This window comes from Streptomyces sp. NPDC058000, assembly GCF_042886435.1.
Taxonomy (GTDB): Bacteria; Actinomycetota; Actinomycetes; order Streptomycetales; family Streptomycetaceae; genus Streptomyces.
Genome location: NZ_JBHVQS010000008.1, coordinates 109,627 through 134,728, shown reverse-complemented (window position 1 = coordinate 134,728; position 25,102 = coordinate 109,627). Strand labels below are relative to the sequence as shown.

Below are 25,102 nucleotides of genomic sequence, written 5' to 3'. Positions count from 1 at the left end.
AGTCCGCTGGGCTTCATGAGGAGCAGGAGGAAGCGGAGCATCGCCACGTTGATCGGTGCCCTGGTGGTGGGGTCCTTGTGCGCGGGCGCACCGACGCCGCGTGCGGGCGCGGCCGAAGCCGCTGGGTACCGCAGCGGCGGTGGGTCGCCGTCGGGAGGTGGGTCGGCGACGGGCGGTGAGGCGGCGGCGCCAGGCACCGACGTCGACCGCTACGTCGACCGCTACGACCAGGACGCCGGCATCGGCGTCGACCTCGACACCGTGACCATTCCGGAACTCCAGGCGCGCATGACGCGCGGTTCCCTGACCTCGTCGGCGCTGACCACCGCCTATCTGCGGCGGATCAAGGCCATTGCCCCCAAGATCCGGGCCCTGTTGCGCACCGACCCGACGGCCCTGCGCCAGGCGGCCGCCAGCGATGCCCGGCACCGGCGCGGCGACCCCCGCGGCCCGCTCGACGGCATCCCCGTCCTGCTCAAGGACAACATCGACACCCGTGACCTGCCCACCACGGCCGGGTCGCTGGCGCTCGCCGGCAGTCCGCCGGACCGCGACGCCGCCCTGGTGACCCGACTGCGCGAGGCGGGAGCGGTGATCCTCGGCAAGACCAATCTGTCCGAGTGGGCGAACTTCCGGGCGGAGAAGCCGACTTCGGGGTGGTCGGCGGTGGGCGGGCAGACCCATAACCCCTATGTACTGGACCGGAATCCGTGCGGTTCCTCCGCCGGATCGGCCGCCGCGGTCGCCGCGTCGTTGGCGCAGGTGGCGATCGGGACCGAGACGGACGGTTCCATCGTGTGCCCGGCCGGGATGAACGGGGTGGTCGGCCACAAGCCCAGTCTGGGCCTGGTCAGTCAGGCCGGAGTGGTCCCGATCTCCGCCGAGCAGGACACCGCGGGGCCCATGGCCCGCAACGTGATCGATGCCGCGCTCACCTTTGCGGTGCTCAGCGGCGGGGAGGCCGCGCGCCACGGCGGTTCCGGCGGCCTCCGGGCGGGGCTCCCGCGCCCGGACGGTCTGCGCGGCAAGCGGATCGGCCTGTGGCGGCTGCCCGAGCTCGGGCCGGAGGTGGACGCCGTACTGACCCGGACCGCGGAGCGGCTGCGTGCGGCGGGCGCCGAGGTCGTCGAGGTGACACCGCCGTACCAGAAGCGCCTGGCGGAGCTCGAATTCCCGGCGCTGCTGAGCGAGTTCCACCGGGACATCGACGCCTACCTTCCCAGCCGAGGCGGGCCGCAGAACCTCGCCGCGCTCATCGCGTTCAACCGCGCCCACCCGGCCGAACGCACCTGCTTCGCCGGCCAGGAACTGTTCGAGCGGGCGCTTGCCGCGCCGTCCACCACCGATCCGAAGTACCGGGCCGGACGCGCGGAGTTGACGGATCTCGCCCGGCGCTCCATCGACGAGACCATGGCCGCGCACCGGCTGGACGCGATCGCCGCGCCGACGAACCCGCCCGCCTGGACGACCGACTGCGCACGGGGCGACAACGACGTCATTCCGTCCTCCACGCCCGCGGCCGTGGCCGGATACCCGTCGTTGTCGGTGCCGGCCGGATTCGTGAACGAACTCCCCGTGGGGCTGCTGCTGATGGCCGGTGATCGCCAGGACGACGAGCTCCTGTCGCTGGGGGCCGCGGTGGAACACCGCCTGCACGCCTGGCGGGCGCCGCGGTATCTGCCGTCGGTGGGGAACCAGGCGGGCAGTGGCGCCGCGCGATGAGTGGGGTCGGGGGCTTCCCGTTCTTCTCGGGTGCGGGTGATTCCGGTCAGTTCCCGGGGTCCCGGTCCGCCGGTGCGAACGCCCGGGCCACGGCGAGGCTGTCCTCGTAGATGTGGTGTCGGGTGACCGCGCCGTTCTCGACGGTGAGGTGGAAGGCGAAGCGGGCGCGGTAGGCGCGCCCGGTGGACCGGGCGGTCTGGCGGATCTCGCCGAGCACGACGGCGTCCGGGCCGTCCACGAGGATCCGCTCGATCTGGGTGGCCGCGGCCTCGGCGACGTGGTGCTCGGCCAGTTCGCGGTAGTGGGTGGCGGCGTCGGCGCGGGTGGTGCGGTGGCGGATCCAGGGGGTGGCGGCGCTGCCGTGCTCGGCCTCGGGCCAGTCCAGCTTCCAGTCGGCGTGGTCGGCGTACAGCTCCGCGATGCGCTCGGGATCACCCTCGCCGATGCGGCGCAGCAGCTCCTCCACCACGGTGCGGGTGGTGGCCGTCGGTGCGGTCGCGGTCATGGTGGGGGGTCCCTTCGGTTGGTGGGTCGGCCGGCCGGCTGGCCGACCGGTCGATGCGGTGCGGCGTGGGCGGAATTCCCGTGCTGCCGGGGTGTTCTCATCCTGGCGGGCGTGGGCGGATGCGGCGATTACCTCGGAGGTAACGGGCGCCGGGCGCGAGCCGGACGGGCGGTGGCCCGCAGGCGGTGACCCGCGGACCGACTACGCCTACCACCTCACCCGCCGCCCGCGCGGACTGCCGCTGTGGTCCTCGCTGGCCGTCCACGGCACCGACGCCTACCGCGACGCCATCGCCCGGGGCGCCGGGATCGCCCGCTGGACCGCCGACCGGGTACGGGCGACCGACGGCCTGGAGCTGCTGCGCGAGCCGGAGCTGACCGTGGTTCTGGTGCGCCGCACCGGGTGGCGGGCGGGACCTCAGGTCACCGAGAAGCCGCCGTCGACGAAGACCGTCTGGCCGGTCACGTAGGCCGCACCGGGGCCGGCCAGGAACACCGCGGCGCCCGCGAAGTCGACCAGCTCGCCGTTGCGACCGGCCATCGTCCGGCGCGCCATCGCCTCGGTGCGCACCGGATCGGCGAAGACCGCCGCGTTGAGCGGGGTGCGTACGAAGCCCGGGGCGAGGGCGTTGACGCTCACGCCGTGCCGGGACCACGCCTCGGCCTGGGAGCGGGTCAGCGCCGCCAGCCCCGCCTTGGACACCCCGTAGGCGCCGCTGTTGCCGAACGCCCGGATCGACTGCTGGGAGGCGATGTGGAGGATCCGCCCCCAGCCCCGCTCCGCCATACCGGGCCCGAAGCGCTGACCCAAGAGGAACGGGGCGTCCAAGTTGACCGCCATCGTGCGGTCCCACTCCTCGGTGCTCAACTCGTCCATGGGCGGCCGGGGGTTGACCCCGGCGGCGTTGACGAGGATGTCCGGCTCGCCGAACCGGTGCGCCACCTCGTCGGCGCCCGCCCGGACCGCCGCCCGGTCACCCAGGTCGGCGGCGACCCAGTCCGCCGTGCAGCCCGCCGCCCGCAGCTCCTCGGCGGCGGCCCGCAAGGGGTCCGGGCGGCGCGCCATCAGGACGACGGTGGCCCCGGCACGGCCCAGCGCCTCGGCGATGGCCCGCCCGATCCCGGAACTGCCCCCGGTCACCAGGGCCCGGCGGCCGGCGAGCGAGAACAGTGCGTCGAGGTACGGGGTGGGCACGGGGCCGGCCTCCTGGTCGGAAGGAACGCCGCGCGTCGGTGTGGTGCGGCACGGCGTCGGGCCCCTCGACGATCACATACCGCCCCGTGCCGCGCCACCCCTTCCGGACGGGGACGGCCCAGGGCCCGCGGTTCCCCGTGCCCCGTGCTGCGTACCGCGGTGCCCCGTGGCTCGTTCCGTGGTGCCCCGTGCCCCGTCCGTTCAGCCGACCAGGTCCAGGACCGGGCGCAGGCCGCCGGGGCGGCGGTGGACGGGGAGGTGATCGACCGGGAAGTAGGCGCAGCCGACGGCGGTGGCGCCGCCGTCGGCGGTGCGGTCGTCGCCGACCATCAGGACCCGCGGCGGTGCCACCCCCAACTCCCGGCAGGCGAGCGCGAAGAGCCGCGGATCGGGCTTCTGTAGAGCGTGCTCGTAGGAGAGGACGCAGGCGCTGAGGTGGTGGTCGAGGCCGTGGGCGCGCAGGACCGGGCGAAGGTCCCAGCCGATGTTGCTGAGCACGCCGGTGCGGATGCCGCGGTGGTGGAGCGCGGTCAGCACCTCGGCGGCGTCGGGGTAGGGCAGCCAGGCGTCCGGGGTCCGGTGGCGCTCGTAGAGGACGTCGTAGAGCGACCGGGCGGCGCCCGGCGGGTCGTACAACTCGGGGTAGGGGAGCGGGACTTGGCGGGCGAGGCCGGTGTAGAGGGCGCGGTGGTTGTGGGCGTCGCGGTCCCGGAGGTCCCAGAGGGCGGTCAGCGCGTCGGGGATCGTGGCCGGTGTGGCGCCGCCGGGGAGGGCGCCGGCCTGCTCCAGGGCGGCGGCCAGTCGGGCGATCTCGGCCTCGGTGAGCGGGCAGGGCGCGGTGCCGGGTGCGGCGTGGAAGGCGGCGAGGGACGCGCGGAGCCAGGATGCGGTCGGCTCGATGCGCAGCAGCGTCCCGGAGAAGTCGAACAGCACGCCGTCGATCCCGCCGCCGGCCGTACCGCCGGGTGCGCCGTTGGTGGTTGTCATGGTGACCATGGTGGCGGCTCTTCGGCGGCCGGTCAGGTGAGCGCGCTGAGTCCGGGCCCGAACGCGACCAGGAGCGGGACGGCGGGGAGCAGTAGGGCGTACGCGGTCATCCGCAGGCGGCGGCCGGGGGTGAAGCGGGCGGCCGGGGCCAGCAGCCGGTCGACCCGCTGGGGGACCTGGGCGAGCTGGGGCGGACAGGGCCCGAACACCCCGCGGTCCTCGTTGAGTTCGACCAGTGCCAGGGCGATGGTCAGGCGGCCGAAGCGGCGCGAGGCGACGTCGTCGGCGGCCATCTCGACCAGGCGGTGCACCTGGTCCCGGAACGCGGCGAAGACCGGGATCGTCGGGAAGCCGCCGGCCAGCGCCGATGCGCAGTGCAGCAGGACGTCGTGCCGGGCCCGGAGGTGGCCCTGCTCATGGGCGATCAGCGCATCGACCTGACGACCCTTCAGGCGCTGCAACGCGGCCGTGGTGATGACGAGTTGAGGCGAGGGGTGGTGCAGCCAGAAGGCTCCCGGCCGGTCGCCCTCCAGGACCACCAGGCGGCCGCCGCGCGGGTCCTCGCCGGGCAGCAGCGGTGAGCGGCGCCGCAGTTCGGTCCGCCGCCGCCGGCGGCGGGCCCGCGCCGCCCGCACCTCGCGGGTCAGCGCCACCGCCGTCCACGCGCCGCCGCCGGCCAGCAGCAGCGCCAGCACACCGGCCCACGGCCCGTACGTATTGAGCGCGTACGCCTCGACGACCACCCGCGGGGCGAAGCCGAAAACCGGGCTGCGGACCGCGTCCCAGGCGGCGGCCGCGCTCAGTGACATGACCAGCGCACAGCACAGCAGGACGCCGGCCACCACGCACTGCCACACCCACAGGGCCAGGACCGGCTCGCGGTCGGGCCAGTCCGAACGGGCCATCAGGCGCGGCGCCATCGCCGCGGCCAGCACGCCGAGGATCATCAGCGTGAGGGGGACCATCATGGCGTCAGCCTATGAGCGGCCCACTACCAGTTGGTACGGTCCCGCGGCGGAAGTGACGTACACCACGCCCCGGGGAGGTGTGGTGCGCGGGGCGGGGGCGGCCCGTGACGGACGCCGGACCTCAGAGCGCCAGCAGCATGGCGAGCATGCCCAGCCCCATGGCCACCTGACAGGCCCGCAGGACCGTGGGCGGGCCGGCGCACGCGGCGCGGGACCCGTCGGCCGCGGTGCCCGCCGGGGCCAGTCGGATCCCGGCGGCGAGCACGTAGACCGTGTAGTAGGCGAGCAGCAGGCCGGTCAGCAGCGGGACGCCGGCCGGGGCGGTGTGTGGCCCCCCGGTCATTTCCGTCATGCCGCCCATGCCGGTCATGCCGGCCGCCGGGTGCCCGCCCCCCGGCATGCCGTGCGCCTCGGACATCCCCGGCATGTCGACCATGGCGAGCGCCATGTAGACCATCGCCAGCGCGCCCACCGCGTGGTGCAGATGGCGCCGCACCAGCCCCCACAGCGCGACCGCGCCGAACACCGCGGTGAACGCCCAGGGCGCCCACGCGGGCGGCGCCACCGCGGACGCCGGCACCGCCATCACCGCCATGCCCAGCGCCATCAGGGCCTCGCCGCGGGCCGTCACCTGTTGCGCCGGGGGGCCGGTGCGGGCGCGGGGCAGGCAGTAGCCGCCGGTGGCGGCGCACAGCAGTACCAGTAGCCAGCCGACCAGCGGCGGTGTGTGCACGGGGACACCTCCCGGACCGGGGGGACGGTGAGCATCGGCAGGATGCCCGGCCACGGCGTGGCACACGGGAGCGCACGGACGCAATCCGGGAGCGCAGAGCGCGGGCGGCGGGAGAGCCGGACTCAAGCGGGAATCGAGAGCCCGCTGGCACAGTGGGGTACCCGAATCGCAGAGGGAGGCTGCCCGATGCCTGGCTTCGCCCACGATCGGCACGGGGCGCTGACGGTGGTCAACCGCTTCTCCGTCAAAGGGAACACGGACCGCTTCGAACGCTGCTTCCGCGGCCATGCGGAGTTCCTCGGCGCCCGCGCGGGCTTCGTCGCCTCGACGCTCGTCCGGCACACCGGCAACCCGCGCAGCTACGTACACCTCAACTCCTGGGCGGACGACGACGCCTTCGTCAAGGTGACCCGGAACGAGGAGTTCCTGGACCAGGTGCGGCGGCTGGGCGCCCTGGTGGAGACCCGGGGCGACAAGATGGCCGCGGTGTTGCGGCGCGGCGTCGGTCGGACGGCGGGCGGGGCGGGCCGCGGTGTGGTGGTGCTCGTCGACTACGAGGTGGACGACCCGGAGGAGTTCGAGCAGCGGTTGGCGGTCCGGGCGGACGCGCTGACCGGCGTCGAGGGGATCCGCGCCGTGGAGCTGCTGCGCTCCACCGTCTCGCCGGAGCGGTACCTGGAGGCGATCTGGTGGACCGATCGGGAGGTGGCGCGAACCGCGATGGACGGCGCCACCTACCTCGCCCACGAGCCGTGGCTGCCGGGGCTGGCGGGGGTCCGTACCACCGAGACGCGGCTGGTCTCCACCGTGTTGGCGCCGGGGTCCCGGGAATCCGGGGGCGGGGCCGGCTGAGCCGCCGGCCGGTCGGCCGCGCGGTTCAGGGGATCCAGCCGGCGTCCTCGGCGATCCGCATCGCGTCGATCCGGTTGCGGGCGTTGAGCTTGCTGACGATGGCCGTCAGATAGTTGCGGACCGTGCCCTTCGAGAGGTAGAGCAGGCCCGCGATCTCGGCGGCGTCGGCGCCCTGGGCGGCCAGCCGCAGTACCTCCAGCTCGCGCGGCGAGAGCGGACTCTCCTGGGAGTCCCAGGCGGTCAGGGCGAGTTGCGGGTCGATCACCCGACGGCCGGCGGCGACGCCGCGGACCGCCTCGGCGAGCTGGTCGGGCGGGGCGTCCTTGAGGAGGAAGCCGGAGACCCGGGCGGTCAGCGCCCGGCGCAGGGTGCCGGGTCGGCCGAGGCTGGTGAGGATCAGGGTGTGGCAGCCGGGCAGTTCCTCGTGGAGCTGGGCGGCGGCGGTGAGGCCGCTGATACCGGGCAGGTCGATATCGATGATGGCGACGTCGGGCCGGTGTTCCAGCGCGGCGGGGAGGATGGCGTCCCCGCGGTCGACGGCGGCCACGACCGAGAGGTCAGGCTCCAGTTCGAGCAGAGCCACGAGGGCGCCGCGGATCATGTGAACGTCTTCCGCGAGCAGAACCTTGAGTTCTAACATCGCTGCGATTCCCCCTGTCCGTCCTGGTGTCCGGATTCCGCTCCGGACCGATCTCCGGGCTGCTGTCCGTGGTGCTGTCCCTGGTGCTGTCCGTGGTGCTGTTCATTGTGGGGGGAAGTCTCCTTTCCTGGGTGCGCGGCATCCGGCCGTCGCAGCGGCGTCTGCGGGGCCGTGGCGACCAGCCGGAAGCGGCCGTCGTCTTCCGGGCCGGCGGCCAGGCGGCCGCCGATCTCGGTGAGTCGGGTGGACAGATTGCCCAGTCCGCTGCCGTCGTTGAGCTCCTCGCGGGAGGAAAAGCGTTCCGGGACACCGTCGTTGACCAGCGTCAACCGGACCGTTCCGGCCGCGTCCTGCGCGTCCCCCTCGGTCCCGTCGTCCGCCACGTAGGCCACCGTGATCCAGCAGTGCTGGACCTTGCTGTGCCGGAGGATGTTGGTGATGCCCTCGCGCAGGGCGGTGGCCAGGACCGTTCCGACGACCGGGTGCAGCCGGCCGCCGCCGACCGAGACCTCCGCCTCGATGCCCGCCGCGGCCAACATCGACTCCGCGGAGGCCACTTCGGCCTCCAGGGACATCTCGCGGTAGCCGCTGGCGACGACGCGGACGTCCGACAGCGCCTGGCGGGAGATCTCCAGGATCGAGGTGATCTCCTCGCGGGCCTGGGTGGGGCGGACCAGCACCAGGCGGTGGGTCAGTTCGCTCTTGAGCGTGATCGCGGAGAGGCTGTAGCCGAGGAGGTCGTGCAGATCGCGGGCGAAGCGCAGCCGCTCGTTGGCGACGGCCAGGTGCGCGAGTTCGCTGCGGGCCGCGTGCACTTCCTGGACGAGGTCGGTGAGCCGGGTCAGCCCGAAGATGACCAGGCCCGTCAGCACGCTGGCGATGGTGAAGTAGCAGACGTCCAGGACGGACAGGCCCAGGGAGAGCGAGTAGGTCAGCATGCTGACGCAGACCAGGGCGTACAGCGACCAGCCCAGCAGCCCCGGCAGCATGAGCAGAATCGATCCTGCCAACGGCCCTGCCATGCTGCCCCAGTTGATCCCGAACCAGAAGAACGGGAGGTAGGTGAGCAGCGCCTGGAGACCCAGGGTGAGCGCCTTGCGGCGGGGCGGCCAGTGGCGGGTGGCCGGTGCGGAGTGCACGAACTGAACGGTGAAGACGGCGGCGACCGAGGCGAGGCAGGCCAACGTCTCCTCGGGCCGGGGGTGGCCGCGCAGCACGTTCAGCAGGGTCACCGCGCCGTAGCCGACCAGCACGGTGACGGTGACGGCCCGGGCCAGGCGGGGTGGCGGGATGTGCCGCTCGGGCAGCCGCTGGCCCGGCCGGCCGGGCGTCGCACCGGCCGGTGGTACCCCGTCCTGGTCCCGGTCCTCGTCTCCGGCGAAGGGTGTGGGCATGCGTAAATGGGCCACCCTCGGATCCCCCTTCACGGCCTGCGGCGGAGTGGTTGCCCGAATCTATCTCGTGAAGGCGCGCGAGAGGGATGCCAGTTCGTCAGGTATGTGTGCGGAGTGCCCCTTCTCGGCGACGCCGGGCGCCGATCGCAGGGGTGGACAGCCGGGTGACGCCGTCCACATGAACAGCAGGCCCTAGATGAACATCGGGATCGGGTTCAACTGTGCGTAGGCGGTGGGTCGGTCGGTCCGGCCCAGCGCCGCCGGGACGTCGAAGAGCCGGCCCGGGGCGAACCGGGCCCAGAAGTGCCGCAGGCCGGGCACCAGCACCTTCGCGACCGGGAGGCCGATGTCGGGCCGGGTCTGGTCGAGGACCAGCAACTCCATGCCGTGGGCGCGGACCAGGTCCTCGATCGCGTCGAGGTCGTCGCGCAGGTCCGGGCGCGGGGTGTAGCCGTACCCGCCGGGGGTGCGCGGGGTCTGCGCCGGATCCGGCAGCAGATGGGGCTGGTTGGCGGTGGTGGCACCGGACCACCAGGCGCGCAGCTCGCGTTCGGCCGCCGACGGGGCGCTGCCCGGCGCGGGGGCGTCTACGACCGTGGGCAGCAGCTGGCCCATCTCGGTCAGTGCCCGGCGCAGCGCCAGCCGCGGGTCGAAGTGCGCACCGAAACCGAACGCGATCTCCTCGGCCGGGCCGTCGGTGCGCCGGGACAGCGCGGCCATGACGGGGATGCCGAGGTCGGCGGTGAGGTCCAGGACCCAGACGCGGCGGTGCAGCCGGCCGTAGACCTCGGCCAGTGCGCTGATCCACGGCTCGTCGAACGCGCCGAGGTCGACCGCCGGTTGACGGGTGCGGTTGTACCACCACAGGGCCACCGCATCGCGTTCGACCAGCTCCAGGAAACCCTGGACGACCGCGTCCTCCAGGCTGGCGCCCGCCGCGTTGCCGTTGGAGTCGGCCCAGGGCAGCTCGGGCGGCGCCTCGGCGCAGTGCGGGGAGTAGTAGAGCATCGAGGTCGGCAGCAGGCGGTGGGTGCGCCCGGTGACCGACCAGACCGGCGTCCACTCCGTGGGACGGTCCGGATCGAAGGGCGGGCAGACCTGCTGGAAGGCGGAGTGCCGGGCGTTCCACCGCGCACGGTCCCGGAACTGGCGGGCGTCGAAGAGCTGGCAGTCGTTGGGGTGCAGCGCGGCCGGGCCGAGGCCGGTCAGGGTGTCGCGGACGGCCGGCTCATCGCCCTGGCGGGTGCCGCTGTACCGCTCGACCGCCTCGCACAACGCGCTCACCTCGGCCTCGACGCGGGTCACGCCCTTGCCGCCGCTCCGGCTGCGCAGGCAGCTGCGGACCCCGGCGAGGCTGCGGCCGGTGAGCGCCAGATTGTGGCCGGACACATAGCAGTTGATGCCGTCGGGGGCGCGCTCGTCGGGCCGGTTCTCGGCGACGATCCCGGTCACCGGGCCGATCAGGTGGCGGTGGCGGTCGAGCACCTCCTCGGGGCGCAGCGCGCGGTGGTTGCCGCCGCCGTCCACCTTGGGGCGGGAGGCGAGGGTGAGCGGGCGCCGCAGCCGCGCGCCGAGCAGCCCCGGGTCGCCGCAGTCGGGGCACTGCGGGCGGCGGGTGACCGGATGGTGCTCGGTGTGCAGGGTCAGGGTGTCCAGCGCGCACACCGCGTGTTGGCCGTCGGTCCGCACCCCGGCCAGCCATTTCGCGGCCTCCAGCGCGGCGGTGTGCAGCGCCATCGCCCGGCCCGCCGCCAGCGACGCCTCGGGGACGGCGACCGGTCCCGCGCAGCCGAGCGCCCGTTGGACGGGGACCTCGGCGGCGCGATGGCCGCGCAGCCGGTGCGCCAGACACGACCAGCACGGGCCGTCGGGGGCGCCGAAGACCGGGCCCACCCACGGGTTCGGGCCGCACGGTTTGGCCAGCAACCAGGGGCGGCCGGCCAGCCGGTGGGCGGCGTCGATACCGCGCAGGCCCGGGTGCAGGTAGTCGTCGCACAGCACGAGGGAGAGGCCGGCGGTCCGTTCGGCTCCGGGGGCGACGAGGGTCAGCCCGGAGGCCAGGCAGGCGGCGCGGGCCGCGCCGAGGTCGGCCCGGCCCAGGGCCAGCAGGGCGACGGGGGTGCCGGCCACCCCGCGGCCCGCGGCGTCGCCGTGCAGGCCCAGCAGGTCCCAGTACGCCAACGCCGCCGCGTCGCAGGTCTCTTCGGCGGCCGGGTCGCGGTAGCCGACCAGGCCCGACCGGGCGAGCCGGCCGATGACCCGGCCGGCCTCCAGCGCCGGCATCGCGGCGGACGCCTCGCGCAGCAGGTCGGGCAGGGTGCGGGTGCCGTCGAGCAGCCGGGCCAACTCGGCCATGTGCGGGCTGCGCAGCGCCGTCACGCCCTGCTCGGAGCGGAGGTAGACGGCCTCGCCGGCGACGATGTCGGTCCGCAGGTGGCGTTTGAAGCCGACCCGGGGCCCGTCGGCGGCCGTCAACACGCGACCGGCCGGGCGGCGGCGAACGCGACGACGAGCGGGGTGGAGATCGGGGTGGCGAGCGGGGCGGCGTCCCCGCGGTCCCCGGCGTACTCGGCGTACTCGGCGTCCCCGGGGTACGCGGCGTACTCGGTGGGTTCGGTGAAGTTGCCCGTGATGCAGACGTTGCTGGCGGTCAGGGCGCCGGCCGGGTCCGGCCGGTCCAGGTCCTCGATCACCAGGCCCGCGCAGAGCGCCGGCAGCTCCGCCGGGGAGTGCTCCGCCAGGCCGAACTCGGCCAGTACCGCCACCGGGTCGGCGCCGAACCGCGCGCCCAGCTCCGCTTCCAGTCCGCTGCGCGCGGCCAGTACCGCGAAGCGCCAGTCCTGCGAGGTGTAGCCGGCCGTAGAGCTCATCGGTGGTTCCCCCTGTGTCGAATGAGACGGATGCGCCGGACGCGCCACGTGAGCCGGGCGTGCCGGACGTACGGTGGCTGTGCGGTGGCTGTGCGGTGGTGCCGTTGCAGGTCGTGCGCGAGCCGTGGGGCGGTGGCCACGGGGCCGTTCCGGGAATGCGGTGTGCGGCCGTCGCCGTGGAGCCGTTGGGGAAGGATTCTGCGGAGGCCCCCCGGGTGCGGACAGTGCCGGGCTCACCTCTCCGGCATGAAAAATTCACGCCCGCCCTCGTGTGCCGCTCACTGGGCCCGCGACCTCCGGTAATGCGACTCTCCGGACATGCTCCGCTAAGCCCCGCGCTGCCGGGGACGACGAAGGGGGAGAGCTGGAAGTGGACATCTCATTGCTGGGGCCGCTCGCGGCCCACGAACGCGGCGCCTGCGTGGTCCCGACCGCGGGCAAGCCGCGCCAGGTGCTCGCGCTGCTGGCGCTGAACGCCGACCGCATGGTGACCGTGTCGACGCTGATGGAGGAGATCTGGGGCCAGGCCGTACCGCGCAGCGCGGCCACCACCCTCCAGACCTACATCCTCCAGCTCCGCCGGCTGATCAGCGCCGCGCTGGTCGGCGATCCGTCCCGGGAGGCCAAGGACGTGCTGGTCACCCAGCACGGCGGCTACCTGCTGCGGGTCCGGCCCGGCACGGTCGACACCCAGGAGTTCGGCCGGCTCGCCGGCCACGGCCGGGCCGCCTTCGAGGCCGGCGACCACGCCGACGCCGCCGAGGTGCTGCGCCGCGCCCTCGACCTGTGGCGCGGGCCCGCACTGGTCGACGTCCGCGCCGGCAGCGTCCTCGAACTGGAGGTGCTGCGGATGGACGAGGACCGGCTGGCCGTCCAGGAACTGTGCATCGAGGCCAACCTGATGCTCGGCCGGCACGCCGAACTCGTCCCGGAACTCCGCGTCCTGATGGTCCGTCACCCGATGCATGAGAGCTTCTGCGCCCAGCTGATGATCGCGCACTACCGCTCCGGCAGCGCCTGGCGCGCCCTGGAGGCGTACCAGCGGCTGCGCGCCGGACTGGTGGAGGAACTGGGACTGGAGCCCTCGGCCCGGCTCCAGCGGCTGCAACGCGCCGTCCTCGCCGGGGACCCGGGGCTGGAGGCGCTTCCGGCGGGACTCAAGTCACCCTCGACGCGCGGTTTCTAGCGTGGTCGCGGACCTGAAGCCTGCGACCGGAGAGCCGTCATGCGGATACTCGTCTGCTGCACCCACGCTGTCAGCCATGTCTTCCCGACCGTGAGTCTGGCCTGGGCCCTGCGGGCCGCCGGCCACGAAGTGGCGTACGCGGCCGCGCAGGACGGCCTGGTCGCCCGTTCGGCCGGCTTCCCGGTCATCGACGTCCTGCCGCACCTGACGATGGCCGAGCTGTTCGGCAAGTTCGCGCAGGAACGCCCGGATCTGATGCGGGAGATCGAGCAGGGCATCCCCGACCTCAAGGGCGCGGTGCCCGGATTCGCCTACCTCTGCTCGCAGTTGACTGACGGCACGGTTGCCGCCGCGGAGGCGTTCCGACCCGATCTGATCCTGCACTCGGAGATGAACGGCGCCGCCCTGATCGCCGCCGCCAAGCTCGGCGTCCCCGCCGTCGAGCAGGGCTTCGGCTTCGCCGACGCCACCGGCATCCCGGAACTGCTCGCCGAGCACATGACCGACGCCGCGGGCCGGCACGGCGTCACCGGGCTCCCCGAGCGCCGCGCCACGATCGAGGTGACCCCGCCCAGCATGGCGGCCGGCAGCGGCGGCTGGGCGATGCGCTGCGTGCCCTACAACGGCGGCGGAGTGCTGCCGGAGTGGCTCACCCAGCGGCCCGAACGCCCCCGGATCGGCGTCACGTTCGGCACCGTGTCGTCCCTGACGAACGGGCTCGGCCCGCTCCAGCAGGTGATCGAGGCCGCGCCGGAGTTCGACGCGGAGTTCGTCTGCGCGCTCACCGAGGCCGAGATCGAGGGCCTGGGCACCCTGCCGGACAACGTCCGCACCGCGAGCTGGCTGCCGCTCAACGCCCTGCTCGACACCTGCACCGCCGCCCTCCACCACGGCGGCGCCGCCAGCACCCTGACCGCGCTGCACACCGGACTCCCGCAGGTCGCCCTGCCCGGCGGCGGCTACCGCAGCATCTACGCGAACGCCATGGCCCGCCGCGGCGTCGGCCTGGTCTCGCCGGCGAGCGGCCTGGACACCGCGCTGATCGGGCGGCTCCTCACGGACCGGTCGCTGTACGAGGCGGCCGGCGAGGTGCGTGCCGAGATCGCCGCCATGCCCAGCCCCGCCGAACTCGTCCCGCGCCTGGCCGACCTGGCCGGTGCCTGACCCGGGCCGGCACCCGCACCCGCACCCGCCGACACCGGACCGTCCGCCGCACCACCCACCGGACGGTCCACCCGACCACCGGGCCGTCCACCCGACCACCGGACGGTCCACCCGACCGCCGGACCACCCGCCGGACCGTCACGGACAGAAAGAGGGGACATCGTGGCCGATCAGCGCCACCCCAAGCGGTGGTGGATTCTCGCCGTCATCTGCATCTCCGTACTCACCGCGGTACTCGACAACACCGTGCTCAACGTCGCCATCCCGTCGATGTCGTCGGAGCTCGGCGCCACCACCACCCAGCTCCAGTGGATCCTCAACGCCTACTCGCTCGTCCAGGCCGGGCTGCTGGTAGCGGCCGGCGGCCTCGGTGACCGCTACGGCCGCAAGCGGGCACTGGCCGGCGGCCTCGCCCTGTTCGGCGCCGGTTCGCTGGGCGCGGCGCTGTCCGGCACCGCGGCGCAGCTGATCGCCTCCCGCGCGGCGATGGGCGTCGGCGCGGCCTTCCTGATGGCCAGCTCGCTGGCCGTCCTGGTCCGGGTCTTCGACGACGCCGAGCGGCCCAAGGCGTTCGGCGCCTGGGCGGCCACCGCCGCACTGGGCATCGCCATCGGCCCGCTGGTCGGCGGCTTCCTGCTGACCAACTTCTGGTGGGGCTCGGTCTTCCTGGTCAACGTGCCGATCGCGCTGCTGGGGGCGATCGCGGTGCTGGTGCTGGTGCCCGAGACCCGCGATCCGGAGGGCGAGCGGCCCGACCTGCTCGGCGGCCTGCTGTCGATCGTGGCGACCGTCGGCCTGCTCTACGCGGTGACCGCCATCCCCGAGTACGGCTGGGCCTCCGCGCAGGTCCTGCTGTCCGCGCTGGTCGGCGCGGTGGCCGCGGTCGGCTTCGTCGTCTGGTCGCGGAAGGCGGCCTACCCGATGCTCGACGTGTCGCTCTTCCGCGACCCGCGGTTCAGCGGCGCGGTGGCCGGCGGGGTGCTGGCCGCGCTCGGCATGGGCGGCGCGCTCTTCCTGCTCACCCAGCACCTCCAACTGGTGCTGGGCTACAGCGCGCTGGAGGCCGGACTGCGGGTCGCACCGATGGCCGTTTCGGTGTTCGTGTGCAGCAGCATGGTCAGCCCCAAGGTGGTCGCCGGGCTCGGCGCACCGCGCACCGCGGCGACCGGCCTCGCGGTCTCGGGCGTCGGGCTCGCGGTCCTCGCCTGGGTCGCCGCGGACGGTATCGGCTACGGCGGGATGCTGCTGGCCCTCGTCCTGATCGGCGCCGGCCTCGGCATCGCCATCCCGGTCACCGCCAACGCGTTGATGAGCGCCATCCCGCCGGAGCGGGCCGGCACCGGCTCGGGCGTCAACAGCGCCCTCCAGGAGCTCGGCACCGGCCTCGGCGTCGCGGTGCTCGGCGCGATCCTGATGGGCCGCTTCGGGTCCCTCGTGCCGTCCTCGGTGTCCGCGGCGGCGGACCGCTCACTGCCGGCGGCGCTGGACGCCGCACACCGCCAGGACGCCGGCGTCCTGGCGAAGGTGCAGCACGCCTTCACCTCCGGGATGTCGCTGAGCCTGCTGGTCGCCTCCGTCGCGCTGCTGGTCGGCGGGGTGCTGGCCGGGGTACTGATCGGCCGGCAACGTAAGCCGGCCGCGGCGCCCGGTGCGGCCGAAGTGCCCGGTACCGCCACCCTGGGCGGCCCGGCCCAGGACGCTCCCGCCTCGGCGGTCTGAGGAGGCCGACATGCTGACGACAGGCGGCCGGCTCGCGGAGCGGCCACCGGCAACGGCGCGCGCCGGCCGGGCCAAGCGCACCGTCACGGACCTGGCCGTATTCGGCGGGCCGGCCGCCTTCCGGGAGGAGCTGAGCGTCGGCCGCCCCACCATCGGCGACCGCGCCCGGCTCCTCGCCCGGATCGGCGAGGCACTGGACCGGCGGTGGCTCAGCAACGACGGACCGCTGGTCCGGGAGTTCGAACGACGGGTCGCCGAGGTCGCCGGCGTCCGGCACGCCGTGGCCACCAACAACGCCACCATCGGACTCCAACTCATCATCCGGGCCGCCGAGTTGACGGGCGAGGTGATCGTGCCCGCGATGACCTTCGCGGCCACCGCGCACGCGGTCCGCTGGCTCGGCCTCGACCCGGTCTTCTGCGACGTGGACCCGGCCACCGGCAACCTCGCCCCGGCCGCCGTCGAAGCCGTCCTCACCCCGCGCACCACCGGCATCATCGGCGTGCACCTGTGGGGACGGCCCTGTCCGGTGCGGGAACTGGAGGCGCTCGCCGCGGCCCGCGGACTGACCCTGCTGTTCGACTCGGCGCACGCCATCGGCGTCACCAGCGCCGGCCGGCCGGTCGGCGGCTTCGGCAGCGCCGAGGTCTTCAGCTTCCACGCCACCAAGGTCGTCAACGCCTTCGAGGGCGGCGCGGTCCTCACCGACGACGACGCCCTGGCCGAACGGGTCCGCAGCCTGCGCAACTTCGGCTTCGACGACGCCCGCGAGGTCCAGTGGGCGGGCACCAACGGCAAGATGGCCGAGAGCTCCGCCGCGATGGGCCTGACCTCCCTGGAGGCGATGCCCCGCACCGTGGCCCACAACCGGATGCTGCACCACGCCTACCGGGCCGGCCTGGTCGGCGTCCCCGCGCTACGGCTGGCCGGCTTCGACGAGCGGGAGACCAACAACTACCAGTACGCGATCGTCGAGGCCGATCCGGCGGCCTGCGGCCTGGGCCCGGACGACCTGCTGGAGGTGCTGCGCGCCGAAGGCGTCAGCGGCCGCCGCTACTTCGCCCCCGGCTGCCACCAGATGCGCCCCTACCGCACGCCCGGCGCCGCGGTGCCGGTCCTCCCGCACACCGAGGCCCTGGCGGCGAAGGTCCTCGCCCTCCCCACGGGGACCCAACTCGGCCCGGACGACGCCCGGGTGATCTGCGACATCCTGCGCGTCGCGGTGGACCACGGGCCGCTGACCGCCTACCGGGTCCGCGAGCGGCGCGCGGCCGCCACCCCGGCGCACGCCCCCGACGGACACCCCCGATGAGTGAGGAACCGGACATGGCACTGGACTCGACCCGTGTGGCCGCGACGGAACTGGAGGCGGCCGTCGGGGCGCGGCTGCCCGAGGGGGAACGAGCCGCCGCCGGCCGGCTGACCGCGCTCGCCCAGCTCTACATCGACGACCCCTTCACCCACCTGGAGACCGCCCGCGCCCACCTCGGCCTGGACCGCGCGGAGTTCGCCCGACACCTGGAACTCTTCGACGCCGTACCGGAGTTGCGCCGGGCCGTCACCCAGGGGCCGACCGGCAAGTACTGGGACAACACCTTCCTGCCGCTGGAGGCGTCCGGCGCGATCGACGCGGTCCTCGCCGGCCGCGCCGCCTTCCCGCACCGGGTCGGCCTCTACCCCGGCCCGACCTGCATGTTCCGGTGCAGCTTCTGCATCCGCGTCACCGGCGCCCGCTACCAGGCCCGGGCCGTGACGCCCGGCAACGAGATGTTCGCCGCGCTGATCGACGAGGCCCCCACCGACGACCCCTACCGCTTCTACCTCTCCGGCGGCCTGGAGCCGCTGACCAACCCCGGCCTGGGCGAACTGATCACCCACGCCGCCGGGCGCGGCTTCAAACTCTCCTGCTACAGCAACTCCTTCGCCCTCACCGAACAGGCCCTCACCCGCCAGCCCGGCCTGTGGGACCTGCACGCCCTGCGCACCTCCCTCTACGGCACGGACGACGCGGAATACCAGGCCACCACCACCAAGAAGGGCGCCTACGAGCGGGTCAAGAACAACATCAAGAACCTGCTCCGGATGCGACGGGACCGCGGCTCGGACCTCCGCGTCGGCTTCAACTACGTCGTCCTGCCCGGCCAGGTCGCCCGCCTGCGCCGACTGATCGACCTGTTCGCCGAGATCAACGAGGCCGCCCCGGACCGCCCGGTCGACTTCCTCACCCTCCGCGAGGACTACAGCGGCGAGCCCGACGGACGGATCGGCCCCGCCGAGCGCGCCGAACTCCAGGACACCCTGCTCGCCTTCGAGGAGTACGCCCGCCGCCGCACCCCGACCCTCAACATCGACTACGGCTACGCCCTCAACAGCCTCCGCCAGGGCCAGGAGACCAAGCTGCTGCGGATCACCCCGCAGACCATGCGACCGGCCGCCCACCCACAGGTCGCCGTCCAGGTGGACGTCCTCGGCGACGTCTACCTCTACCGGGAGGCCGGCTTCCCCGGACTCCCCGGGGCGGACCGCTACATCGCCGGCCGGGTCAGCCCGCAGACCGGGCTGCGCGAGGTGATCGGCAAGTACCTCGCCGAGGACCCGCACATCGTCCCCGCCCAGGGCGACGAATTCTTCCTGGACGGCTTCGACCAGGCGGTGACCGCCCGGCTCGGCCAACTGGAGGCCGACACCGCCGCCGGCTGGGCCGCCCACCGCGGACTGCTGCACCACACCGGCCCCATGGCCTCGGCCGAGGAACGCCGCTGACCCCACCGACGACCACGGCACAGACGAGGAGAAACGCAGTGAGCCTGACCGCGACCGGGAACTTCCGCGGCGAGACCTGGGAGGAGACCCCGTACGACGAGGCCGAGGGGGCACGCCTGACCCGCACCAGCCTGACCAAGAAGTTCTGGGGCGAACTGGACGGCGCCAGTACCGGCGAGATGCTGATGGCCAAGGGGCAGGTGGAGACCTCCGCCGCCTACGTCGGCTTCGAACGCTTCACCGGCCGCGTCCACGACCGCACCGGCACCTTCGTACTGCGGCACAGCGCCCGCGCCACCGCCGCCGGCCGGGAGGCGCAGATCGACATCCTGCCCGACTCCGGCACCGGCGAACTGCGCGGCATCCGGGGGACCGGCCGGGTCCTCGACGCGGCCGACGGCAGCCACCCCTTCGTCCTGACCTACGACTTCGCCGGCGCTGCGCCCGACGGGCCCGACGGGGCGGACGGATGACCTCCGCGCCGGTGGCCTTCGACGCGGCCGCCGAACGGTACGACACCGCGCTCGGCGGGCTGCCGCACGGCCGCCGGATCGCCGACGCGCTGGAGCCGTGGCTGGCCCCCGGCGCGGTCTGCGAACCGGGCATCGGCACCGGCCTGGTGGCGGCCGCGTTCGCCGAACGCGGCCGGACCGTCGCCGGGATCGACCTCGCGGTGCCGATGCTGGCCCGCGCCCGGCAGCGGCTCGGCGACGTGGTCGCGGTCGGTGACGCCCGGGCGCTGCCGCTGGCCGACGCCGCGGTGGACAACGTCGTCCTGGTCAACGTCCTGCACCTGACCGGGGACGTGGGCGGCACCCTCGCCGAGGCGGTGCGGGTGCTGCGTCCCGGCGGGCGGCTGGTCGCGCTGCACGGCCGCCCGGAACCGGAACCCACCGACCTGATGGCCGCGGCGGCCGGGCTCGACGTCCTCCAGCGCCGGCCCGACGGCCCGGCCGAGGTCGCCGCGGCCTTGCGCGCACTGGGCGCCCCGCTCGTCGTCCAGCGCCGGGCGGTCGAGCAGTGGGCCCGGATGTCGCCCCGCGACCTGGCCCGGGCGATCACCGGGCGGCAGTTCTCGTACCTGATGGGACTGGGCGAACCGGAGTGGGAGGAGGTGGTGGAACCGGTACTGACGGCGGTGCGTGCCCTGCCCGGCCAGGACCGGGCGCGCGAGCAGTGCTGGCGCTGTTGCGTGACGGTGGCCGAGAAGTGACCACAGCCGGTCGGTGAAACGGGTCGGCGAAACGGTCCGGTGAAACAGGCCGGCGAAACGGAATACGGAAATACGCGCGAATTACCCGCGGTGAGAGTGTGGGAAGTCCGGGAAACCGCCCGCCGCCGGGTATTCTGCCGGCCTGCCCAATTTCCTTCGCTACCCTCGGGCGCGAAAAATCGGTGCGGCTTGACACGACTTCGTCGCATCGCTGAGTATTCCCCAGGATTCCCGGGTTCCGGGATTCCGGATGGCGGGATTTCGGAATGCCGAAATGTCGGAATGCCGGAATGCCGCGATTGCGGAATGCTTGAATTCCGGTCTGTTCCGGAACGTTGTGACAAGGAGAGCACGAATGAAGTTCGCGATCGTCATGCTGGAGAACACCGAGTCCAGGAAGCTGCTGGACGACGACCACCTCGCCTACCGCAAGCAGATCGAGGGGTGGATGGGGGAGCAGGCGCAGGCCGGTACCCTCGTCGGCGGTGAGGCGTTCGAGACCGCCACCGTGGCTCCGGTGACGGTCCGCCGGTCGGCCGACGGCACCCGCGAGGCCACCGAGGGGCCGTTCGCCGACGGCGACGAGACCCTCGGCGGATTCATCCTCGTCGAGGCGGCCGACCGGGCCGCCGCCGTCGAGATCGCCAAGACCTGGCCGACGCCGGAAACGCTTGAGGTGCGGCCCGTCTGGGCGGCCGAATAGCCACCGCATCGTCTGCGTCCCGCGGACGTGCCGGGTGCCGCGCCACCGCGCGGCCCCGGCTTCGCGGGCCGACCGGAGGAGAAGGACGTAACGATGACCGACAACTCAATTCTGGTGACCGGCGGCGCGGGATTCATCGGATCCCATTACGTCCGCACGCTCCTCGCCGGCCCCGAAACGGCCGACGTCACCCTCACCGTGCTCGACAAGCTCACCTACGCCGGAAATCCGGCCAATCTCCGGCCGGTCGAGGACCACCCCCGGTACCGCTTCGTCCGCGGCGACGTCGCCGACACCGCCCTGGTCGACGAGCTGGTCGCGGCCCACGGCACCGTCGTGCACTTCGCCGCCGAATCGCACGTGGACCGCTCCATCAGCAGCGCCGGCGACTTCGTCCGCACCAACGTGCTCGGCACCCAGGTGCTCCTCGACGCCGCCCTGCGGGCCGGCGGCCGCCGCTTCGTCCACGTCTCCACCGACGAGGTCTACGGCTCGGTGCCGACCGGCTCCTCCCTGGAGACCGACCGGCTCGACCCCAACTCGCCCTATGCGGCCTCCAAGGCGTCCAGCGACCTGCTGGCCCTCGCCTACCACCGCACCCACGGCCTGGACGTGCGGGTCACCCGCTGCTCCAACAACTACGGCCCGTACCAGTTCCCCGAGAAGGTCATCCCGCTGTTCATCACCCGCCTCCTGGACGGCGGCACCGTCCCGCTCTACGGCGACGGCCTCAACGTCCGCGACTGGTTGCACGTCGACGACCACGTCCAGGGCATCGAGGCGGTCCGCACCGCCGGCCGCCCCGGCGAGATCTACAACATCGGCGGCGGTACCGAACTGACCAACAAGGAACTGACCGGACTGCTGCTGGACGCCTGCGGCGCCGGCTGGGAAAGCGTCGAGTACGTCGCCGACCGACAGGGGCACGACCGCCGCTACTCGGTCGACCACACCAAGATCGGCAAGGAGTTGGGCTACGCCCCGCGCCGCGACTTCACCACCGGCCTCGCCGAAACCGTCGCCTGGTACACCGCCCGCCGCGACTGGTGGCAACCGCTGCTGCGGCGCGCCGCACTGCCGTGACCGGCCGCCCCGCCGGCTGGCTGGTCACCGGCGCGGGCGGCATGCTCGGCCGGGAGTGCCTGGCGGTACTACGGGCCGCCGGCCAGGACGTCACCGGCCTGGACCGCACCGCCCTCGACGTCACCGACCCCGGCGGCGTGCACGCCGCCGTCCGGGCCCACCGCCCCGTCGTCGTCCTCAACTGCGCCGCCTGGACGGCCGTCGACGCCGCCGAACGGCACGAGGCCCGGGCCCGGCGCATCAACGGCGACGGCCCCGCCCACCTCGCCGACGCCTGCCACCACCACGGCGCCCGGCTGCTCCACCTCTCCACCGAGTACGTCTTCCCCGGCGACGCCACCACGCCCTACGCCGAGGACGCCCCGACCGCCCCGGTCAACGCCTACGGCCGCTCCAAGCTCGCCGGGGAACGCGCCGTCCTCGAACGGCTCCCCGACACCGGCTACGTCGTCCGCACCACCTGGCTGCACGCCGGCCACGGCCACAACTTCGTCCGCACCATGCGCCGACTCCAGGCCGAACGCGACCACGTCGACGTCGTCGACGACCAGCACGGCCAGCCCACGTGGGCCCGCGACCTGGCCCGGCAACTGCTCCTGCTGGGCCGGGCCGCCCGCACCGGCCGGGCGCCCGCCGGGATCTACCACGCCACCTCGGCCGGCGCCACGACCTGGTACGGACTCGCCCGCGCGGTCTTCGCCCTCACCGGCGCCGACCCCGACCGGGTCCACCCGACCGGCACCGCCCGGCTCGCCCAGCCCGCACCCCGGCCCGCCTACGGAGTCCTCGGCCACGACCGCTGGCGGGCCGCCGGGCTCCCCGCCCCGCCCCACTGGCACGACGCGCTGGCCCGCTCACTGCACGACACCGTCGGCTGAGCCCCGCAGGCCCGCGTACCACTCCCGGCACGCCGCGTACGACGGCAGCAGCCCGGCGCGCGCCGCCGCCGCGAGCGACGGCGCCCCGGCGTCCTTCGCCGACCGCACCGGCGCGATGTCGCGCGGCCAGGCGATGCCCAGCGCCGGATCGCACGGATCCACCCCGAACTCCCGCCGCGGCGCGTACGGCGCCGAGCACAGGTACATCACCGTGCTGTCCTCCTCCAGCGCCATGAACGCATGCCCCAGGCCCTCCGCCAGATACACCGCGCGCCGGTTCCGGTCGTCCAACCGCACCGCCTCCCACCGCCCGAACGTCGGCGACCCGGTGCGCACATCGACCGCGACGTCCAGCACCGCGCCCCGCACACACGTCACGTACTTGGCCTGACCCGGCGGGAGTCGGGCGAAATGGACACCGCGCACCACCCCGCGCCGGGACACCGACACGTTCGCCTGCGCCAGGTGCAGCCCGTGCCCGACCGCACCCCGCAACCCGCCCTCGGTGAACCACTCGTGGAACGTGCCCCGCTCGTCCGGGAACACCCTCGGCTCCCACAGCCACGCACCCTCGATCCCCAGCGGACGCACCCGCATCACCCCATCCCGACGGCAGCCGACCCGCCCAGCGTGCCGGCCGCCGGACGACCGCTGCTCAAGCGGAGGTCGAGCGCCCCCGCCCATCCTCGGAATCGCCCGCACATACGAAGACGGCGAGGGGACCGGCCGTGCCACAGCACCGGAACTTCATCGAGCTCGTGACCGACCGGGCCGCCGAACGGCCCACCCAGGACGCCCTGGTCTTCCTGACCGACGACGGCACCGGACTCACCCCGGAACGCCTCGACTACGCCCAACTCGACCGCGCGGCCCGCGCGGTGGCCTGCTGGCTGCAACGCCACGGCGCCTCCGGCCGCCCGGTCGTCGTCATCCAGAGCCAGGGCCGGCTGTTCGCCGCGGCCTTCCTCGGCTGCCTCTACGCCGGCGCGATGGCGGTCCCCGCACCACTGCCCGGCGGCGCCCGCCACAACGTCGACCGGCTGCTCGGGATCATCAAGGACACCGCCGCACACTGCGTGCTCACCGACAGCGCCGGCGCCCCCGACATCTCCCGGCTGCTCGCCGCGCACGGTCGGGGCAGCCTGCCCTGCCTGGCCACCGACGCCATGGACCCCGAGGACGCCGACCCGGACGCCTGGGCCCACCCCGACGTCTCCGAGGACGACATCGCCTTCCTCCAGTACACCTCCGGGTCCACCAGCGACCCCAAAGGCGTGATGGTCTCCCACCGCAACCTGATGTCCAATCAGCTCGCCATCTCGCGGGCCCTGGGCACCCACCAGGAGACCCGGATGGGCAGCTGGCTCCCCTTCCACCACGACATGGGCCTCATCGGCCACCTGCTGCACCCGCTCTGGCTCGGCGGCACCGGCGTCCTGATGCCCGCCGCGACCTTCGTCCGCCGCCCCGTCCGCTGGCTCCAGGCCGTCACCGACCACGGCATCACCGCCGGCGGCGGCCCCAACTTCGCCTACGACCTGTGCCTGCGCCGGATCCGCGACGAACAACTCGACGGCCTCGACCTCTCCCACTGGGAACGGGCCGTCAACGGCGCCGAACCGGTCCGGGCCGACACCCTGCGCGCCTTCGCCCACCGGTTCGGACCCGTCGGACTCCGCCCCCAGGCGTGCTACCCCTGCTACGGCATGGCCGAGGCCACCCTCATCGTCAGCGGCGCCACCCCCGACGCCGGCGCCGTCACCCGCACCGTGGACGCCGCGGCCCTGGAGGACCACCGCCTCACCGCCCCCGAGGACGACCGCCCCACCCGCGAACTCGTCAGCAGCGGACGGCCCCAGGACATCGAGGTGTGCATCGTCGACCCCGGGACCCGCCGGGAACTGCCCGACGGCCGGGTCGGCGAGATCTGGCTGCGCGGCGGCAGCGTCGCCCACGGCTACTGGAACCGGCCCGACGAGACCCAGGAGGTCTTCCGCTGCGCCCGCGCCGACGGCGAGGGCGGCTACCTCCGCACCGGCGACCTCGGCGCGCTCCACGACGGCGAGCTGTACGTCACCGGACGCCTCAAGGACATGCTGATCGTCTCCGGCCGCAACATCTACCCGCAGGACATCGAACGCACCGTCCAGAAGGTCAGCTCCCTCTTCGGCTGCTGCACCGTCTTCGGCGTCGGCGACGACCGCGACCACGTCGTGGTCGTCCAGGAACTCCGCGACCGCGGCACCTACGGCACCGACATGCCGGCCCTGGCCTCCGCCGTCCGCCACCGCGTCACCACCGAATTCGAGGTCGGCGCCGACTGCGTACTGCTCGTCCCGCAGGGCACCGTGCGCCGCACCACCAGCGGCAAGGTCCAACGCGGCGCGATGCGCGCCCTCTTCCTCGCCGGCGAACTCCAGGCCCTGCACCGGGCCGCCGGCCCCGAACTGGACCGGCTGCTGGGCCCGCTCGCCCGCGACACCGACCGGCCCGCCGGCCAGCCCGGACAGAACTGAAGGGACGCCGCC

Annotated in this window: 24 protein-coding genes; 14 read left to right on the top strand and 10 right to left on the bottom strand. The window is 73.9% G+C overall.

Translation table 11 applies throughout. From position 1 onward, the window contains the following. Positions 1-15: 15 nt before the first annotated feature. Positions 16-1,722 (top strand): amidase, encoded by a 1,707-nt coding sequence (locus ACFVT2_RS11270; RefSeq protein WP_390015173.1) that lies wholly within the window; start codon positions 16-18, stop codon positions 1,720-1,722. Positions 1,723-1,768: 46 nt separating this feature from the next. Here ACFVT2_RS11270 and ACFVT2_RS11265 read toward each other — a convergent pair whose 3' ends face one another. Continuing rightward, a complete protein-coding gene (locus ACFVT2_RS11265; RefSeq protein ID WP_390015170.1) occupies positions 1,769-2,227 on the bottom strand; it encodes a nuclear transport factor 2 family protein in 459 nt (152 codons plus the stop codon). A 91-nt stretch (positions 2,228-2,318) separates the two neighbouring features. On the opposite strand from ACFVT2_RS11265, the gene ACFVT2_RS11260 reads away from it, so the two are divergent. After that, a complete protein-coding gene (locus ACFVT2_RS11260) occupies positions 2,319-2,696 on the top strand; it encodes a hypothetical protein (protein ID WP_390015168.1) in 378 nt (125 codons plus the stop codon). Here the strand turns inward: ACFVT2_RS11260 and ACFVT2_RS11255 are convergent. The 4 genes from ACFVT2_RS11255 to ACFVT2_RS11240 form a co-directional block, all read right to left on the bottom strand. Continuing rightward, positions 2,645-3,421, bottom strand: coding sequence for an SDR family NAD(P)-dependent oxidoreductase (locus tag ACFVT2_RS11255; RefSeq protein ID WP_390015166.1), 777 nt, complete (start codon positions 3,419-3,421; stop codon positions 2,645-2,647). The genes ACFVT2_RS11260 and ACFVT2_RS11255 overlap by 52 nt on opposite strands. Positions 3,422-3,622: 201 nt before the next feature. Then, positions 3,623-4,417, bottom strand: a complete 795-nt coding sequence (locus tag ACFVT2_RS11250; RefSeq protein ID WP_390015163.1) for an HAD family hydrolase — start codon at positions 4,415-4,417, stop codon at positions 3,623-3,625. Positions 4,418-4,440: 23 nt separating this feature from the next. Then, entirely contained in the window at positions 4,441-5,376 is a 936-nt protein-coding gene (locus tag ACFVT2_RS11245) for a M56 family metallopeptidase (protein WP_390015161.1), read from the bottom strand. A 121-nt stretch (positions 5,377-5,497) separates the two neighbouring features. Further along, entirely contained in the window at positions 5,498-6,109 is a 612-nt protein-coding gene (locus ACFVT2_RS11240; RefSeq protein ID WP_390015158.1) for a DUF5134 domain-containing protein, read from the bottom strand. Between the two features lie 186 nt (positions 6,110-6,295). On the opposite strand from ACFVT2_RS11240, the gene ACFVT2_RS11235 reads away from it, so the two are divergent. Continuing rightward, positions 6,296-6,961 carry an antibiotic biosynthesis monooxygenase gene (locus tag ACFVT2_RS11235; RefSeq protein ID WP_390015155.1) on the top strand — a complete coding sequence of 222 codons (666 nt, stop codon included), beginning with the start codon at positions 6,296-6,298 and terminating at the stop codon, positions 6,959-6,961. Between the two features lie 25 nt (positions 6,962-6,986). Here the strand turns inward: ACFVT2_RS11235 and ACFVT2_RS11230 are convergent, their stop codons facing one another. From ACFVT2_RS11230 to ACFVT2_RS11215, 4 genes are all read right to left on the bottom strand, one after another. After that, the gene (locus ACFVT2_RS11230) at positions 6,987-7,601 is read right to left on the bottom strand and encodes a DNA-binding response regulator (RefSeq protein ID WP_390015153.1); all 615 of its coding nucleotides are present in this window, start codon (positions 7,599-7,601) and stop codon (positions 6,987-6,989) included. Then, positions 7,595-8,995 (bottom strand): sensor histidine kinase, encoded by a 1,401-nt coding sequence (locus ACFVT2_RS11225; RefSeq protein ID WP_390015150.1) that lies wholly within the window; start codon positions 8,993-8,995, stop codon positions 7,595-7,597. The genes ACFVT2_RS11230 and ACFVT2_RS11225 overlap by 7 nt, the downstream gene beginning before the upstream one ends. Positions 8,996-9,187: 192 nt before the next feature. Next, a complete protein-coding gene (locus ACFVT2_RS11220; protein WP_390015148.1) occupies positions 9,188-11,473 on the bottom strand; it encodes a TOMM precursor leader peptide-binding protein in 2,286 nt (761 codons plus the stop codon). Continuing rightward, positions 11,467-11,865: a hypothetical protein gene (locus ACFVT2_RS11215; protein ID WP_390015145.1), complete on the bottom strand. Its 399-nt coding sequence runs from the start codon at positions 11,863-11,865 to the stop codon at positions 11,467-11,469. Before ACFVT2_RS11215 ends, ACFVT2_RS11220 begins: the two co-directional genes overlap by 7 nt. Before the next feature lie 370 nt (positions 11,866-12,235). Between ACFVT2_RS11215 and ACFVT2_RS11210 the strand changes: the two genes are divergently transcribed. From ACFVT2_RS11210 to rfbD, 10 genes are all read left to right on the top strand, one after another. After that, positions 12,236-13,051: a BTAD domain-containing putative transcriptional regulator gene (locus tag ACFVT2_RS11210; RefSeq protein WP_390015142.1), complete on the top strand. Its 816-nt coding sequence runs from the start codon at positions 12,236-12,238 to the stop codon at positions 13,049-13,051. A gap of 39 nt (positions 13,052-13,090) precedes the next feature. After that, entirely contained in the window at positions 13,091-14,215 is a 1,125-nt protein-coding gene (locus ACFVT2_RS11205; RefSeq protein WP_390015139.1) for a nucleotide disphospho-sugar-binding domain-containing protein, read from the top strand. Between the two features lie 162 nt (positions 14,216-14,377). Then, a complete protein-coding gene (locus tag ACFVT2_RS11200) occupies positions 14,378-15,934 on the top strand; it encodes an MFS transporter (RefSeq protein WP_390015136.1) in 1,557 nt (518 codons plus the stop codon). 10 nt (positions 15,935-15,944) lie between these two features. Next, the gene (locus ACFVT2_RS11195) at positions 15,945-17,246 is read left to right on the top strand and encodes an aminotransferase class I/II-fold pyridoxal phosphate-dependent enzyme (RefSeq protein ID WP_390015134.1); all 1,302 of its coding nucleotides are present in this window, start codon (positions 15,945-15,947) and stop codon (positions 17,244-17,246) included. Then, positions 17,243-18,697, top strand: coding sequence for a dTDP-4-amino-4,6-dideoxy-D-glucose ammonia-lyase (gene desII, locus ACFVT2_RS11190; protein WP_390015131.1), 1,455 nt, complete (start codon positions 17,243-17,245; stop codon positions 18,695-18,697). Before ACFVT2_RS11195 ends, desII begins: the two co-directional genes overlap by 4 nt. 38 nt (positions 18,698-18,735) lie before the next feature. Then, on the top strand, positions 18,736-19,170 hold the full coding sequence (locus ACFVT2_RS11185) for a DUF3224 domain-containing protein (RefSeq protein WP_390015128.1): 435 nt from the start codon (positions 18,736-18,738) through the stop codon (positions 19,168-19,170). Beyond that, positions 19,167-19,910 carry a class I SAM-dependent methyltransferase gene (locus ACFVT2_RS11180; protein WP_390015125.1) on the top strand — a complete coding sequence of 248 codons (744 nt, stop codon included), beginning with the start codon at positions 19,167-19,169 and terminating at the stop codon, positions 19,908-19,910. Before ACFVT2_RS11185 ends, ACFVT2_RS11180 begins: the two co-directional genes overlap by 4 nt. A gap of 355 nt (positions 19,911-20,265) precedes the next feature. Next, positions 20,266-20,613, top strand: a complete 348-nt coding sequence (locus ACFVT2_RS11175) for a YciI family protein (RefSeq protein ID WP_390015122.1) — start codon at positions 20,266-20,268, stop codon at positions 20,611-20,613. Between the two features lie 93 nt (positions 20,614-20,706). Beyond that, positions 20,707-21,696, top strand: a complete 990-nt coding sequence (gene rfbB, locus ACFVT2_RS11170) for a dTDP-glucose 4,6-dehydratase (RefSeq protein ID WP_390015119.1) — start codon at positions 20,707-20,709, stop codon at positions 21,694-21,696. Between the two features lie 41 nt (positions 21,697-21,737). Continuing rightward, positions 21,738-22,574, top strand: coding sequence for a dTDP-4-dehydrorhamnose reductase (gene rfbD, locus ACFVT2_RS11165; RefSeq protein WP_390015422.1), 837 nt, complete (start codon positions 21,738-21,740; stop codon positions 22,572-22,574). On the opposite strand, the gene rfbC is transcribed toward rfbD, so the two are convergent. Next, the gene (gene rfbC / locus ACFVT2_RS11160; RefSeq protein WP_390015419.1) at positions 22,551-23,165 is read right to left on the bottom strand and encodes a dTDP-4-dehydrorhamnose 3,5-epimerase; all 615 of its coding nucleotides are present in this window, start codon (positions 23,163-23,165) and stop codon (positions 22,551-22,553) included. The two genes, rfbD and rfbC, sit on opposite strands and share 24 nt — an antisense overlap. A gap of 137 nt (positions 23,166-23,302) precedes the next feature. Between rfbC and ACFVT2_RS11155 the strand changes: the two genes are divergently transcribed. Further along, entirely contained in the window at positions 23,303-25,090 is a 1,788-nt protein-coding gene (locus tag ACFVT2_RS11155) for a fatty acyl-AMP ligase (RefSeq protein WP_390015116.1), read from the top strand. The last annotated feature ends 12 nt before the right edge of the window (positions 25,091-25,102 follow it).

Bases quoted from the DNA above. Each gene is read 5' to 3' on its own strand.
- ACFVT2_RS11205 (WP_390015139.1), top strand. From the start codon at position 13,091: ATGCGGATACTCGTCTGCTGCACCCACGCTGTCAGCCATGTCTTCCCG.
- ACFVT2_RS11245 (WP_390015161.1), bottom strand. From the start codon at position 5,376: ATGATGGTCCCCCTCACGCTGATGATCCTCGGCGTGCTGGCCGCGGCG.
- rfbB (WP_390015119.1), top strand. From the start codon at position 20,707: ATGACCGACAACTCAATTCTGGTGACCGGCGGCGCGGGATTCATCGGA.
- ACFVT2_RS11215 (WP_390015145.1), bottom strand. From the start codon at position 11,865: ATGAGCTCTACGGCCGGCTACACCTCGCAGGACTGGCGCTTCGCGGTA.
- ACFVT2_RS11195 (WP_390015134.1), top strand. From the start codon at position 15,945: ATGCTGACGACAGGCGGCCGGCTCGCGGAGCGGCCACCGGCAACGGCG.
- ACFVT2_RS11250 (WP_390015163.1), bottom strand. From the start codon at position 4,417: ATGGTCACCATGACAACCACCAACGGCGCACCCGGCGGTACGGCCGGC.
- ACFVT2_RS11180 (WP_390015125.1), top strand. From the start codon at position 19,167: ATGACCTCCGCGCCGGTGGCCTTCGACGCGGCCGCCGAACGGTACGAC.
- ACFVT2_RS11225 (WP_390015150.1), bottom strand. From the start codon at position 8,995: ATGCCCACACCCTTCGCCGGAGACGAGGACCGGGACCAGGACGGGGTA.
- ACFVT2_RS11175 (WP_390015122.1), top strand. From the start codon at position 20,266: ATGAAGTTCGCGATCGTCATGCTGGAGAACACCGAGTCCAGGAAGCTG.
- ACFVT2_RS11270 (WP_390015173.1), top strand. From the start codon at position 16: ATGAGGAGCAGGAGGAAGCGGAGCATCGCCACGTTGATCGGTGCCCTG.
- ACFVT2_RS11230 (WP_390015153.1), bottom strand. From the start codon at position 7,601: ATGTTAGAACTCAAGGTTCTGCTCGCGGAAGACGTTCACATGATCCGC.
- ACFVT2_RS11265 (WP_390015170.1), bottom strand. From the start codon at position 2,227: ATGACCGCGACCGCACCGACGGCCACCACCCGCACCGTGGTGGAGGAG.
- ACFVT2_RS11235 (WP_390015155.1), top strand. From the start codon at position 6,296: ATGCCTGGCTTCGCCCACGATCGGCACGGGGCGCTGACGGTGGTCAAC.
- rfbD (WP_390015422.1), top strand. From the start codon at position 21,738: ATGCTCGGCCGGGAGTGCCTGGCGGTACTACGGGCCGCCGGCCAGGAC.
- desII (WP_390015131.1), top strand. From the start codon at position 17,243: ATGAGTGAGGAACCGGACATGGCACTGGACTCGACCCGTGTGGCCGCG.